The organism is Streptomyces hoynatensis (assembly GCF_003626535.1).
GTDB lineage: Bacteria > Actinomycetota > Actinomycetes > Streptomycetales > Streptomycetaceae > Streptomyces > Streptomyces hoynatensis.
Genome location: NZ_RBAL01000005.1, coordinates 70,014 through 83,634 on the forward strand (window position 1 = coordinate 70,014; position 13,621 = coordinate 83,634).

Annotated in this window: 13 protein-coding genes and 1 riboswitch; of the genes, 4 read left to right on the top strand and 9 right to left on the bottom strand. The window is 74.7% G+C overall.

Annotated elements, in window-relative coordinates; genetic code table 11:
- Positions 1–161: 161 nt before the first annotated feature.
- Both D7294_RS10590 and dacB read right to left on the bottom strand, forming a co-directional pair.
- Positions 162–1,331, bottom strand: a complete 1,170-nt coding sequence (locus D7294_RS10590) for a zinc-dependent metalloprotease (protein ID WP_120678101.1) — start codon at positions 1,329–1,331, stop codon at positions 162–164.
- A gap of 170 nt (positions 1,332–1,501) precedes the next feature.
- Positions 1,502–3,001 carry a D-alanyl-D-alanine carboxypeptidase/D-alanyl-D-alanine endopeptidase gene (dacB, locus tag D7294_RS10595; protein WP_241562256.1) on the bottom strand — a complete coding sequence of 500 codons (1,500 nt, stop codon included), beginning with the start codon at positions 2,999–3,001 and terminating at the stop codon, positions 1,502–1,504.
- A 90-nt stretch (positions 3,002–3,091) separates the two neighbouring features.
- On the opposite strand from dacB, the gene D7294_RS10600 reads away from it, so the two are divergent.
- Positions 3,092–3,583 (top strand): inorganic diphosphatase, encoded by a 492-nt coding sequence (locus D7294_RS10600; protein ID WP_120678104.1) that lies wholly within the window; start codon positions 3,092–3,094, stop codon positions 3,581–3,583.
- A 125-nt stretch (positions 3,584–3,708) separates the two neighbouring features.
- Positions 3,709–3,772, top strand: a riboswitch (guanidine-III (ykkC-III) riboswitch).
- Positions 3,773–3,781: 9 nt separating this feature from the next.
- Positions 3,782–4,096 (top strand): DMT family transporter, encoded by a 315-nt coding sequence (locus D7294_RS10605; protein ID WP_120678106.1) that lies wholly within the window; start codon positions 3,782–3,784, stop codon positions 4,094–4,096.
- Positions 4,097–4,106: 10 nt separating this feature from the next.
- Here D7294_RS10605 and D7294_RS10610 read toward each other — a convergent pair whose 3' ends face one another.
- Entirely contained in the window at positions 4,107–5,714 is a 1,608-nt protein-coding gene (locus D7294_RS10610) for a threonine/serine exporter family protein (protein ID WP_120678109.1), read from the bottom strand.
- Between the two features lie 249 nt (positions 5,715–5,963).
- Here D7294_RS10610 and D7294_RS10615 point away from each other — a divergent pair, with 249 nt between their 5' ends.
- Positions 5,964–6,575: a PadR family transcriptional regulator gene (locus D7294_RS10615; protein ID WP_120678112.1), complete on the top strand. Its 612-nt coding sequence runs from the start codon at positions 5,964–5,966 to the stop codon at positions 6,573–6,575.
- A 41-nt stretch (positions 6,576–6,616) separates the two neighbouring features.
- On the opposite strand, the gene D7294_RS10620 is transcribed toward D7294_RS10615, so the two are convergent.
- On the bottom strand, positions 6,617–7,456 hold the full coding sequence (locus D7294_RS10620) for a helix-turn-helix domain-containing protein (RefSeq protein ID WP_120678115.1): 840 nt from the start codon (positions 7,454–7,456) through the stop codon (positions 6,617–6,619).
- Between the two features lie 342 nt (positions 7,457–7,798).
- Between D7294_RS10620 and D7294_RS10625 the strand changes: the two genes are divergently transcribed.
- Positions 7,799–8,368, top strand: a complete 570-nt coding sequence (locus tag D7294_RS10625; RefSeq protein WP_120678118.1) for an ATP-binding protein — start codon at positions 7,799–7,801, stop codon at positions 8,366–8,368.
- 66 nt (positions 8,369–8,434) lie between these two features.
- Here the strand turns inward: D7294_RS10625 and D7294_RS10630 are convergent, their stop codons facing one another.
- The 5 genes from D7294_RS10630 to D7294_RS10650 form a co-directional block, all read right to left on the bottom strand.
- Complete coding sequence (locus D7294_RS10630; RefSeq protein WP_120678121.1) at positions 8,435–8,671, bottom strand: DUF397 domain-containing protein; 237 nt, start codon at positions 8,669–8,671, stop codon at positions 8,435–8,437.
- A 279-nt stretch (positions 8,672–8,950) separates the two neighbouring features.
- Positions 8,951–11,098: a DNA helicase RecQ gene (recQ, locus tag D7294_RS10635; protein ID WP_120678124.1), complete on the bottom strand. Its 2,148-nt coding sequence runs from the start codon at positions 11,096–11,098 to the stop codon at positions 8,951–8,953.
- Between the two features lie 91 nt (positions 11,099–11,189).
- A complete protein-coding gene (locus D7294_RS10640; protein WP_120678126.1) occupies positions 11,190–11,795 on the bottom strand; it encodes a flavodoxin family protein in 606 nt (201 codons plus the stop codon).
- A gap of 240 nt (positions 11,796–12,035) precedes the next feature.
- Complete coding sequence (locus tag D7294_RS10645) at positions 12,036–13,184, bottom strand: CobW family GTP-binding protein (RefSeq protein WP_120678129.1); 1,149 nt, start codon at positions 13,182–13,184, stop codon at positions 12,036–12,038.
- Positions 13,184–13,453, bottom strand: a complete 270-nt coding sequence (locus D7294_RS10650; protein ID WP_120678131.1) for a type B 50S ribosomal protein L31 — start codon at positions 13,451–13,453, stop codon at positions 13,184–13,186. Before D7294_RS10650 ends, D7294_RS10645 begins: the two co-directional genes overlap by 1 nt.
- Positions 13,454–13,621: the final 168 nt, after the last annotated feature.

The window sequence follows — 13,621 nt, forward strand, 5'->3', positions numbered from 1 at the left end:
CCGAATCACTTCTTTCTGCGGGGCTCGGGCCGTGCGGGGACGGGGAGCGGAGTCACGCTGAGTGCGTAAATGGTGACAGAGAAGGTCTGTTACCCGAGCATCGCACGCCAGGCATGCCGCGACGGTCCCTCGTAAGAGTGATTTTGGGTGTGTTTTGGCCGCTACGCGGCACCGGGCCGCATTCGTGCCACCCACCGCTCGGGGTGGGAGATCTCCTCCTTGGTCGGCAGCGTGTTGGGCGAGGTCCACACCCGGTTGAAGCCGTCCATCCCGGCGCTCTCCACCGCGGCCCGCACGAAGCGCTCGCCGTCCCGGTACTGGCGCAGCTTGGCGTCCATGCCGAGCAGCCGCCGCAGCGCCCGGTCCAGCCGCCCCGCCCCGGTCTGGCGGCGCCGGGTGAACTTCTCGCGGATCTCGGCGACCGAGCCCACCACCTCGGGCCCGACTCCGTCCATCACGTAGTCGGCGTGCCCCTCGAGCAGGGACATCACGGCGGTCAGCCGGTCCAGGATCTCGCGCTGGCGCGGGGTCTGGACGAGGTCGACGATCCCCATGCCGCCGCCCCGCTGCGCCGCCGCCTCCTCGGCCTCCGCGGCCTGGGCCGCCTCCTCCTGCGGCTGCCCGCGGCCGGTCATCGACTGGACCGCCTGCCGCAGCCGCTCCACCAGCGTGCCCGGGTCGACGTCGGCCTCGCCGAGGAACGCCTGGATCTCGCTCTCCAGGTGGTCGCGCAGCCAGGGCACCGCGGTGAACTGGGTCCGGTGCGTCTCCTCGTGCAGGCACACCCACAGCCGGAAGTCGTGCGGCTGGACGTCGAGTTCGCGTTCCACGTGGACGATGTTGGGCGCCACGAGGAGCAGCCGGCCCGCGCCCTGCGCCTGTCCGCCGCTCCCGGCGGGGAGCCCGGGCGTGGCCGGGGCGAAGGTCTCGTACTGGCCGAGCACCCGGGAGGAGAGGAACGACAGCAGCATCCCGACCTCGACGCCGGTGACCTTGCTGCCCATGACCGCGAGCGCGGTGCCGCCGGGCGTCGCGGCCCGCCGCTGCCGCATCCGCGTCATCAGGGGCTGGAGCACCTGCCGGAAGCCCGCCACGTTGGCGCGCACCCAGCCAGGGCGGTCCACCACGAGCACCGGGGTGTCCGCGTTCGCGGCGCGCAGGCCGGTGAAGGCGCGCACGTGGTGCTCCGAGGCGATGGCGTGGCGGCGCAGCTCGGCGACGACGGCCCGCGCCTCGTCGCGGCTGACCTCCGGTCCCGGCCGCGCGATGCGGGCCGCGGTGGAGACCGCCAGATTCCAGTCGACCAGGTCCGTGTCGCCGAGGCTCGTCATGCCGTCAACGGTACGGTGCCCGCGCCGCAACCGGATAGGCCGGAGACGGCGGGCCACGCGCCGCCCCGCCGCCCGCACCCGGCCCGGGCGGCGCCCTCCGGCGGCCACGCGGCACGGCGGCGGGCGCGGCGCGCGCTGCTGCGGACGGGTGAGGCGGGCGCCGCCCGCGGCTACCCGCAGGCGCAGCCGGCCAGGGTGCCGGCGGCGGCGTCGAGGGCGGCCTCCGCCGCGGCGGCGTCGGCGGTCCCCGAGGCGAGGAAGGCGAAGGCGAGCACCCGGCCGTCCCGGGTCATGACGGTGCCCGCCAGGGTGTTGACGCCGGTGAGGGTCCCGGTCTTGGCGCGGACCGCGCCCGCCCCCGCGTCGGCCGGCGCCGCGGCGGCGCCCCCGGCCACCGGGTCCGTGTCCCGCGCCGCCCCCGCGTCCCCGTCGAAGCGGCCGGCGAGCGTGCCGGTGAACCCGGCGACGGGCAGGCCGGTGAGGACCGGGCGCAGCTCGGGCCGGTCCGGGTCGCCCGCGGCGACCAGGGCGCGGGTGAGCAGGTCGGCGGTGAGGCGGTCCTCGCGGTCCAGGCCGCTCGCGTCGGCGATCCTGACGCCCTCGTGGGGCAGGCCGAGGGCGTCCAGCTCCTGCGCCACGGCCCGCCCCACGCCGCGGAAGTCGGCGCGCCTGCCCTGGGCCAGGGCGGTGTGCCTGCCCAGCGCCTCGGCCAGGTCGTTGTCGCTGTTGGTCAGCATGCGCTCGACCAGGGAGCCGAGGGGCGCGGAGCGGTGGATGGCGAGCTGTTCCGCCTCCTCGGGGTCCTCGGGCGCGGCGTGCCTGGCGGGCCGGCCTTCGACCCGCAGCCCGGCCTCGGCGAGATCCGCGGCGAAGAGCTCGGCGGCGTCCTGTTCCGGGTGGGTGGCGCGGGGGGTGGGGCCGGAGGTGCTGCCGTCGAGGCGCCCCTCGTTGACCTGGAGGGGGGTGATGAGGGCGATGTTGTCGTTGACCCCGAGCGGGTGACGCTGGCCGCCCCCCGCGTAGAGGGACACGTCGTAGGCGAGGGAGGCGCCGGTGATCCCGCGCTCGGCCAGGGCGGCGGCGGTGCGCCGGGCAAGGCCGGCCAGGTCCGCCTCGGTGAGGGTCGGGTCGCCGCCGCCGACGAGGACGACCCGCTCCCCGTCGGCGTCCCAGCGGACGGTGGTGGCCAGGCGATGGTCGGGGCCGAGGGCGTCGAGCGCGGCCAGGGCGGTGACGATCTTGATCGTGGAGGCCGGGACCCGGCCGCCGCCCGGGTCCTCGGCGTAGAGGCGCTCGCCCGTGGTGAGGTCGAGGACGGCGGCGGTGACGTGGTCGCCGAGGGCCGGGTCGCCGAGCAGCGAGCCGAGCGCGTCCGTCAGCCCGGCGGGGACCCCGGCCCCCTCCGCGCCGCCCTCCCCGGCTTCGAGGGGGACGAGGACGGGCTCGGCGGCCGGTAGAGTGCTCCCGATCCGTTCCGTGTCCATCCGGTCACCGGTCGCGTCCGCCGCGGCCTGCCTGCGCTCGGCGCTTCGCTGGCCGGCGTCCCAGGGCCCGGCCAGGGCCACCGCCCCGGCGGCGACGGCCAGCCCCGCGGCCGCCGCGCCCACGGCCAGCCGCCAGGTGGCCCGGTGTTGACGCAGCGCGTCGCGGATCTCTGCTGCCCTGCGCACAGTAAGGACCAGCCCCTTTCGCGAGCGGACACCTCCGTGAGGGACACTTAACCACCTGTCGCGTGCATTGATCGGTTAAGGAGTGCCCTCGTGGAGTTCGACGTCACCATCGAGATTCCGAAGGGTTCGCGTAACAAGTACGAGGTGGACCACAAGACGGGCCGCATCCGGCTGGACCGGCACCTGTTCACCTCGACCGTCTACCCCGCGGACTACGGCTTCGTGGAAGGAACGCTGGGGGAGGACGGGGACCCGCTGGACGCGCTGGTGCTGCTCGAAGAGCCGACGTTCCCCGGCTGCCTGATCCAGTGCCGGGCGATCGGCATGTTCCGGATGCGGGACGAGGCCGGCGGCGACGACAAGCTGCTGTGCGTGCCCGCCTCCGACCCGCGGGTGGAGCACCTGCGCGACATCCACCACGTCAGCGAGTTCGACCGGCTGGAGATCCAGCACTTCTTCGAGGTCTACAAGGACCTGGAGCCGGGCAAGTCGGTCGAGGGCGCCAACTGGGTGGGCCGCGCCGAGGCCGAGGCGGAGATCGAGACCTCGTTCAAGCGGGCCGCGGAGTCGGGCGGCCACTGAGCCCCGCCCTCCCCGCGCCGCGCCCGCCGCACCGGCGTGCCGCGGCGTCCCCGTGGCCCGGCGCCCCCGTGGCCCGGCCGCGGGGGGTCGATTGGCGGGCGGCGCGCCGCGTGAGAGCCTTGGGGGCAGAGCCCTACCGGCTCCTGGACGAGGTGCGCCGTACCCAGCCCCACGACAAGACGGCGCGGGGAGTCCTCCATGGCATGGGTTGTTCTCGTGGTCTCCGGCGTGCTCGAGGCGGTGTGGGCCACGGCCCTCGGGAAGTCGGCGGGGCTCAGCCGCCTGGTGCCCGACGTCGTCTTCGGCGCCGGCCTCGCGCTGAGCATGGCCGGCCTCGCCTTCGCCCTGCGGACCGTGCCGGTCGGCACCGGCTACGCGGTCTGGGTCGGCACGGGCGCGGCCTGCACCGCCGCCTACGCGATGCTGGTGGGCGACGAGCCGGCCAGTGTGCTGAAGCTCGCTCTCCTGCTGGGGATCGTCGCCTGCGTGATCGGGCTGAAGCTGGCCGAATGACCCCGCCCGGTCAGAAGCCGCGGGTGCGCTTGGCGCCACGGCGGCCGAGCGGGGCGGCCTGGCCCGGAATCCGGATGAACAGGCGGGCCATCTCGCCGCCCAGGTTCACCCCGATGGCTATGGCCAGGGCCAGGGTGACGGCGGTCAGCAGGTTCTGGATGCCGGCGTCCACGTTGCCCTGCGCGAAGCCGAGCAGCCCGAGGTAGACCGCGCTGCCCGGCAGCAGCGGGCCGATGGCCGCGGTGACGTAGGGCAGCGACGAGGTGGACCGGTACCTGGCCAGCAGCTGGCCGAAGAGGCCGACCATCCCGGCGCCGACGGCCGTCGCGGCGAACGGCGAGAGCCGGGCCGTGTCGTGCATCGCGCCGTAGATCAGCCAGGCCACCCCGCCGTTGAGGGTGGCGGGGATGACGCTGGGCCGCGCCTGCTGGAGCAGCACGCAGAACGTCAGCGAGAGCAGCAGCGCGGCGCCGAGCTGGAGCGTCGGGCGGGTGGCGCGGTCCAGCACGTCGGGGTCGAGGCTGACCCCCGAGGTCTCGCCGACGTAGAGCACGGCGAGCACGCCGCAGACGATGCCGACGCTGAGGTAGACCACCTCCAGGAGGCGGGCCGAGGCGGTCAGGTAGTAGCCCGTCAGGCCGTCCTGTACCCCGGCGACCAGGGCGCGTCCCGGGATCAGCGCGAACAGGCCGCCGGTGATCATCGCGGCCGCCTGCCGCTCGTCCGCCCCGCTCGGGTGCACGGCGGCCCACAGGACGCCGACCATGGCCGGGGCCATGGCGGCGGCGACGAACTGGTAGAACTCCGGCACTCCGCGGCCGGCCGCGAGCCAGGCGAGCCGGTCGCCGAGCATGGCGCCGACCGCGGCCAGCAGGAAGACCTGCCAGTGGCCGCCGACCAGGGTGCTGGCGGCCCCGGCGAGCAGGCCGCTGGCCAGGGTGAGCTGCCACTTGGTGAACGGGTGCCGGTTGCGCCTGATGGTCGCCAGGCGCCCGTACGCCTCCTCCAGGGTGACCTCGCCCGAGGAGATGTCGTCGACCAGCCGGAAGACGGCCGCCAGCCGGGTGTAGTCGGTGCCGCGGCGGCGGACGGTGCGGCTGAGCGAGACCGGCGGGTCCACCAGGGAGGGCTGGTGGGTGACCGAGATGAGGGTGAAGGTGACGGTGACCTCGCTGCGGTCGAGGCCGTAGGCGTGGGCGACGCCGAACATGGCGGCCTCGACGTCCTCGGCGCCCTCCCCGCCGGCGAGGAGCAGTTCGCCGATGCGGAGCGTCAGGTCGAGCACGCGCGGCACGGATATCGGGGCCTCGTCCTCGCCCTGCGGCACCCGCTCCGGCGCGGGCCGCTCGGCCAGCGGGAGCCGCACCAGGCTGCGCATCCGGTCCTGCCAGGGGGCGTTCCGCAGCCCTGCGGGCGCGGGTATGCCCTGGGCGGGCGTGAACTCGCTGCGCGGCGCGGGCCGCGGCGCCACGGTCAGCCCCTCGGGCACGGCGAACTCCGAGGTGGGGTGCTCCTGCTCGGCCGCGGGTGCGGCGAGTCCCTCGGGAATGGCGAAGCCCGAGGTCGTCTCCTGGTCCACCGGCTCTTCGACCCCAGGACGCCTGCTCTCCCCGGCCACGCCCGCCGTACTCCTCCCTGTCGTGGCCGGTCCCGCCCCAGCCCCTCACCGCGAGGATAAAACCACCCGGAGTGCCTCCGGGTACCTCCGCGGCAGGGATCACACACCCTCTTTCCCGCGGGCCCGCGCGGGACTTTCGCCCCCGCCCGGCCTCCCGCCTGGCGCCGGGTGGCGGAGGCCGGGGTGGGAGACTCGTGATCTCCGCCTCCGGCGTGGGCGGGCGGACGGGCGCAGAAGGGCGGCTGGTCGATGTCGGTCATTCGGCTCCTGGTGCTGGGGGCGGTGCGGCAGCACGGGCGGGCGCACGGCTACCAGGTCCGCAACGACCTCGAGTTCTGGGGCGCGCACCGCTGGTCGAACGCCAAGCCGGGGTCGATCTACCACGCGCTGAAGCAGATGGCGAAGGAGGGCCTGCTGCTGGCGCACGAGACGGCCCCGAGCCCGGCGGGCGGCCCGCCGCGCACCGAGTACGAGCTGACCGCGGCGGGCGAGGAGGCGTACCTGGAGCTGCTGCGCGCCTCGCTGCGGGCCCACGACCAGCGGATCGACGTGCTCACCTGCGGCGTGGGCTTCCTGGTCGACCTGCCGCGGCGGGAGGCGGTGGCGCTGCTGCGGGAGCGGGTGGCCCGGCTGGAGGCGTGGCGGGAGGAGGTGGGCGCGGAGTGGACGCCGCAGGACCCGCCCGCCGGGTGGGGGCACATCGGGGAGATCATGCGGCTGTGGGTGCACCACGCGGAGTGCAGCGCGGAGTGGACGCGCGGCCTGATCGAACGGCTGGAGCAGGGCGCGTACGTGATGGCGGGTGAGGGGGAGCGCAGCGTGGAGGTGCTGCCCGAAGGCGAGCCGAACCCCTTCGGCTGAGGCGCCGGCCGGCGGGCCTGGCCCGCGGCCCCGGCCGGCGGTCAGAGCGCGCGGCGCAGCTCGGTCAGCAGCTGCCGGGTGGCGGCGACGTCGAGGGCCGACTCGGCCAGGCGGTCGAGCACGTCCTGGTAGGCGGCGACCTCCTCGCCCTTGTCGAGGTACAGGGCGCCGGTGAGCTGCTCCAGGTAGACCAGGTCGGGGATCTCGTGCTCGGCGAAGCGCAGCAGCGTGAACGCCCCGGACTCGGCGACGTGCCCGCCCTGCGCGAACGGCACCACCTGGAGGGTGACGTTGGGGTACTCGGAGTAGGCGAGCAGGGCCCGCAGTTGCTCGTCCATCACGGCGTGGCCGCCGTACTGGCGGCGGAGCGCGGCCTCGTCGAGGATGCAGTGCAGGTGCGGGGCGTTCTCCGAGACCAGGAGCTTCTGGCGGCCGAGCCGGAGGGCGATGCGTTTGTCGACCTCGGAGCGGGGCAGGCGTCCGCGGTGACCGCTGACCATCACGGCGTGGGCGTAGGCCTCGGTCTGGAGGAGACCGTGCACGAACTGCAGCTCGTAGGTGCCGATGCGCTCGGCCGCGGCCTCCAGGCCGATGTAGGTCTGGAACCAGCTGGGGAGGACGTCGTTGTAGTTGTGCCACCAGCCGGCCTGTCCCGAGGCGCGGGCGAGGCGTAGCAGGGGCTCGCGTTCGTCGTCGTCGGTGACGCCGTAGAGGGTGAGCAGATCGGCGACGTCGCGCGGCTTGAAGCTCACCCGGCCGAGCTCCATCCTGCTGATCTTGGACTCGGAGGCGCGGATCGAGTAGCCGGCCTCCTCCCGGGTGACGCCGCGCTCCTCGCGCAGCCGCCGCAGCTGGGAGCCGAGCAGGATGCGGCGAACCATCGAGCCGCCGGCCGAAGCGGGGACGCTTCGCACGCTCGTGCTCCCCACGATCTGTTCGGTACTCATTCGCACACACCCTCCACTTCCGACGAGACGAAGTCTGCCATCTTCACGTGCCGTTGGGTGCCCACGTGATTACAGTCAATCAAAATTTTTCATGCACGTGCATCTGCCCTTGCATTTGCCGTGAGCGTTGGGAAGCATGAGCCCTGCGCGCTGGGAACCGGTGCGTCAGCACGACCCTGCCGCGATCACAGCCGGGGCAGGCACGGGGGATGGCTTCGGGTATGTCAGCCCTCGTACGAGACGAGTGCCGTCGCCGTAAGCCAGGAGTGCCGCGTCATGGGAACCAAAGGACTGCCCATGCTCGACCAGTTAGGGCAACCGTTCCCACCCGTCGACCCGCGGACGCTGGCCGGCACCGCGACCCTCGGCCTCTCTCCCCGGCCGGAATCGGTGCGCCGCGCCCGCGACTTCACGCGCAACACCCTGTACGGCTGGCGGCTGCCCGAGCAGTTCGACGCGGTCTCGCTCGTCGTCTCGGAGCTGGTGACCAACGCGCTGCGCCACGGCCTCGCCACCCGGCAGGTGCCGGCGCAGGGCCCTTCGCCCTCCCGCGCGCCGCAGACCGCCCCCGCCGCTCCCGCGGTCCCGGCACAGGCGGTGTCTTCCGCATCCCCGGGCGCGCAGACGGCGGCCGTCGAGCTCGAACTCATGCTGTGCGCACGCCGGTTGATATGCGCGGTGCAGGATCCGAGCGCCTCGGCCCCGCGCGTGGGGGACATGGACGGCGCGGCCGAGTCGGGACGCGGACTCCACCTGGTGGAGTGTTTCAGCGACGGCTGGGGCTGGCGCCGGCTGACCGGCGAGCGGCGCGGCAAGGTGGTCTGGGCGGTCTTCCAGCTCGGCTGACGCCCCCGATGCGCCCCCTGGGCGCCCGTCAGCCGATGGCGGCCCCTTCAGCCGATGGCGGCCCCTTCAGCCGATGAGATGGTCGAACTCGCCGTCTTTCACACCCCGCAGCAGTGCTTCCACCTCTGCCGGGGTGTAGACCAGCGCGGGCCCGTCGGGGAACCGTGAATTGCGAACGGCTACGTCCCCGCTGGGCAGTTTCGCGAACTCCGCACAGGTGCCCTGTGAGTTGCTGTGGCTGCTCTTGAACCACACCACGTTCCGGAGCTCATGTGCGGCCATGCCGTTGTAAGCGTCGGGCAACGGTCTCTCCCGGGTCGCGCGAGTGGTGCAACGAGAGCCCCACACGCACGCGTGGGACTCAACTACCGCCGATCATAACGTCGTTCAATTGCATCTGCACGGGATAATGCACGTGCACGACGCGCTGTCGCCGTTCCGTCACGGCAGCGGCACAACAATGCCCCTCTAGCCCTGCTTGAGACGCGGTGGGCCGCCCGGTGGTTCCCGCGCGAGGCGGCGCGCCGCCAGGACCGCGGCCCGCGCGCGGGTCGCGCGGGCGCGGCCGGGCGCCCGCGCAGCTCAGCCCCACATCTCCGGCTCCGGCTCCGGCTCCGGCTCCTGCGCGGCCCAGTCCTCCTCGGGCCAGTCCTCCCCCGCCGCCCGGGACCCCGGCCTCCCCTCCGGTCCCCCGGGTCCCTCCGGCCCCTTGAGCCCCTTGAAGCCCTCGTGCCCCTCGTGCCCCTTGAGCCCCTCGGGTTCCCCGGGGGCCGGCCGTGCCGTGCCCTCCTGCCATTCCGCCAGGACGGCGAGCACGCCCTCCCCGTACGTGGCCAGCTTCTTCTCGCCGACGCCCCCGATGCCCGAGAGCGCGGACAGGGAGGCGGGCCGCAGCGTGGCGATCTCCCGCAGGGTGGCGTCGTGGAAGATGACGTACGCGGGAACGCCCTGCTCACGGGCCTGTTCCGCGCGCCAGGCGCGCAGCGCCTCGAACAGCGGCAGCAGCTCCTCCGGCAGGTCCTCGGCCGCCTTCGCCCGCTTGGCGCCCCGCTCCGCCCGGCCCTGCGCCCCGGGCGCCGCGGCCTGCCGCGCCTCCTTCCGCAGCGGCACCTGCCGCCGGCCGCGCAGCACCTCCGCGCTGCCCTCGGTCAGCACAAGCGTGCCGTACTCGCCCTCCACCGCGAGCAGCCCCTGGGCGAGCAACTGCCGCACGACACCGCGCCATTCGGCCTCGGCGAGTTCCTGGCCCACGCCGAAGACCGACAGCTGGTCGTGGTCGAACTGGATCACCTTGGCGGTCTTGCGGCCGAGCAGGATGTCGATCACCTGTCCCGCGCCGAACTTCTGCCCCCGCTCCCGCTTCAGCCGCACCACCGCGGAGAGGACCTTCTGGGCGGCGACGGTGCCGTCCCACGTCTCCGGCGGGCTCAGACACGTGTCACAGTTGCCACAGGTCTCGGCCCCCTGCTCCTGTCCGAAGTACGCCAGCAGCTGGGCGCGGCGGCAGCGCGCCGTCTCGCACAGGGCGAGCATCGCGTCCAGATGCCCGGCCGCGCGCCGCCGGAACGCCTCGTCGCCCTCCCCCGACTGGATCAGCTTGCGCTGCTGCACCACGTCCTGGAGCCCGTAGGCCATCCACGCCGTGGAGGGCAGCCCGTCGCGCCCGGCCCGGCCCGTCTCCTGGTAGTAGCCCTCGACCGACTTGGGCAGGTCGAGGTGGGCGACGAACCGCACGTCGGGCTTGTCGATGCCCATGCCGAAGGCGATGGTGGCCACCACCACCAGGCCGTCCTCGCGCAGGAACCGCGACTGGTGCGCGGCGCGGGTCGCCGGGTCGAGGCCGGCGTGGTACGCCACCGCCTCGATGCCGTTGCGGGTGAGGAACTCGGCGGTCGCCTCGACGGCGCGCCGGGACAGGCAGTACACGATGCCCGCGTCGCCCTGGTGCTCCTCGCGCAGGAACGCCAGCAGCTGCCGCTTCGGGTCGGCCTTCGGCACGATGCGGTACTGGATGTTGGGCCGGTCGAAGCTGGCCACGAAGTGCCGCGCCCCGGCCAGGCCGAGCCGCTGGGTGATCTCCTCGTGCGTCGCGCGGGTCGCCGTGGCCGTCAGCGCGATCCGCGGGACCTCGGGCCAGCGCTCGCCGAGCAGGGAGAGGGACAGGTAGTCGGGGCGGAAGTCGTGGCCCCACTGCGCCACGCAGTGCGCCTCGTCGATCGCGAAGACCGAGATCTCGCCGCGGCCGAGCAGCCCGAGCGTCGCCTCCAGGCGCAGCCGCTCCGGGGCCAGGTACAGCAGGTCGAGCTCGCCGGCGAGGAACTGGGCCTCCACCACCCGGCGTTCCTCGAAGTCCTGCGTCGAGTTGACGAAGCCGGCGCGCACGCCGAGCGCCCGCAGGGCGTCCACCTGGTCCTGCATCAGCGCGATCAGCGGGGAGATCACCACGCCCGTGCCCCGCCGCACCCGCGCGGGGATCTGGTAGCACAGCGACTTGCCGCCGCCGGTCGGCATCAGCACGACCGCGTCCCCGCCCGCGATCACGTGCTCGATGATCGCCTCCTGCTCGCCGCGGAACGCCTCGTACCCGAAGACGGAGTGCAGGGTGCGCAGCGCCGCGCTCACCGCGGCCTGGCCCCCGGCGCCCGCCTCCCGCGCCGCCGCCTGTGCCGCCGCCTCGCCCGCGACCCACTCCGGGGCCTTCGCCCCGCCCGTCGCGCTCGTCGCACTCATCAGCTCCGCCGCCCTTTGACCTCTCGCCTCAACCGCCACGGCCACCATAGGCGCCGGGAAGGACACGGCAGGGCCCGTCCGCGGATTCGGCTCAGGACGCCCGGGCGAGCAGGTCCTCCACGTAGGGGAAGCGTGCCACGGCCGGCTCGGTGGCGAAGAAGGTCTCCGCCCTGGCCATCGCCCCCTCGTCGGCGAGCACGTCGCCCGGCCTGCTGCCGCTGCCGAGCAGCACCCCGCCGAACCGCATGCCGAAGTAGGCCGCCGAATGGTGCAGCGTGCCGATCAGGGGCGCGGCCACCTCCGGCTCCCGGTGGGCGTGCGCGGTGACCCCCCACAGCGTGCGGCGGGCCATCTCCGCGCGGAAGGAGACGCCGGGCAGCCGCAGCCAGCCCGACCAGTGGTCCAGCAGGCGCTTGGTGGGCGTGCTGACCGAGTACCAGTACAGCGGCGAGGCGATCACCAGGTCGGTGGCGGCGAGGGTGGCCGCGAGGAGCATCGCCTCGGCGCCCTCGGGGGCGGGTGGCTCGCCGCCGTGCCGCCGGTCCTCGAAGTCGGGCAGGGGGTGCTCGGCCAGCCGCAGCCACCGCTGCGCCGTCCCCGCGGGCAGCCGCCCGGCCGCCTCGCGGGCGAGCAGTTCGGTGTTGCCGCCGGGCCGGGTGCTGCCGAGCAGGAAGAGGAAGGAACGGGCGCCGCTCATGAGATCCCCCGGGGGGTGGGCGCGGGCCGGCCCGCGCGAGGACGTGTGCCTGCGGGGCAACGCGCCGGCCGCCGGGGGCATTCCGCGCCGGCGCGCGGGTGCGGCGGGCGGCCCCCGCCGGGGCGGCGGGGGCCGCGGAGGCCGCGGAGGCGCCGCGGGCGGCAACTCCCGCGCCGGGCGCGTTCGGTGGGGCGCCACGCGCCGGGCGCGCCGGGACGGGCGCCCGGGCGCCGGGCGCGTTCAGGTGGAGACCGGGTCGAGCAGCTCGTCGAACGCCGAGGGCAGCCGCCGCCACTCCTCGCGCCCCGCCGCGTACTCGCGGTCGGTCAGCAGGCAGGAGGCCAGCAGGCGGCGCAGCCCGGCCGCGTCGAGACCCGGGGCGGTGAACACCAGGTGCTGCACCCGGTCGCCGAGCTCCGGGTCCCAGTCCATCGCGGCGGCCACCTGCCGCACCGGCGGCACCAGCTCCCAGGCGCTCTCCGGCAGCGCGGCGAGCCAGGGACCGGCGTTGTCCACGGAGAGCGCGCCCCCCGCGGCGTCCCAGGCGACCAGCGTGTCGGGCCGGTCGGCGAGCCAGAAGCGGCCCCGGCTGCGCGGCGCGGCGCAGGTCAGCTGCTCGAGCGCCGCGTACAGCCGTCCCGGGTGGAAGGGCCGCCGGTGGCGCCAGACGAGGGTGCTGACCCCGTGCTCCTCCGCCTCCTGCGGCAGCAGCGCGCTGGCCGGGTGCTGCCTGGCCGCCGCCGCCTCGACGTCGAAGCCGCCGGTGGCCAGGCGCGGATAGGCCTGGTCGGCGACGTGCACGCGGGCCGCCGTGGGGTGCAGCTGGGTGAGCAGGGCGCGATCGGCCTCGGCCGCCGTCTCCCGCCCGCCCACGAGCGCGAGCACCGGCGCGTACTCCAGCTGGCGCGCCCAGGTGTCCGCAACCGTGCGCTGGTCGGTCGCCGAGGCGGCGAGGCCGGCGTCGGTCAGGTCGTCCCCGCAGGCGAGGTACGGCAGGACGAGCGCCGGGTCCACGGCGGTGACCACCCCGGCCAGCCGCAGCCGTTCCCCGGCGTTGGCGGCGATCACCTCGGCCACCGAGCGCGGCTCGACCGAGTCCCACAGCTCGACGACCGCCAGCTCGCACATGCCGTCCTCGGCGATCCGGGTCAGCTCGGGCACCAGGTCGGCGCGCACCGCGCAGCAGGCGCACTCCTCGCCCACCGGGGTCTCCGCGCCGCGGACCACGCCGTCGGAGTCGCGGACGGTGCGGACGACACGGCCGCGGGCGGTGGCCTCCGCGAGGTCGTGGTAGAGGGCGAGGCTGCCGGGCACCGCCCGCAGCAGCCGCCACACCGCGGCCCGGCGGGCGTCGGTGTGCAGCCCGCCGACCAGGACGACGGGAAGCATCAGCGGCCCCCGCCCTCGGACCCGCCGCGCCTGCCGTAGCGGCGCTCGAAGCGCTCCACGCGGCCCGCGGTGTCGATCACGCGCTTGGTGCCCGTGTAGAAGGGGTGGCTGGCCGAGGAGGTCTCGACGTCGACCACGGGGTAGGTGTTCCCGTCCTCCCACTCGATCGTCTGGTCACTGGTGGCGGTCGAGCGGGTGAGGAAGGCGTAGCCCGCGGCCCGGTCGCGGAAGACGACCGGGTGGTAGGGCGGGTGGGTTCCGGACTTCATGGGACTGTCCTCGCTCTCTGCGCACTGTGCGGCCTTGCCTCACGCCGTGGCCCGATGCCCGTCCCTGCCTCGAAGGCCCGCGCCCCGGGCACGGCCGGATACGAGTACCCCGTGCTCGCGGTGTTCCCCAGCCGGCGGCCGCCGCGATGTGGGCCATGCGGGTCATCC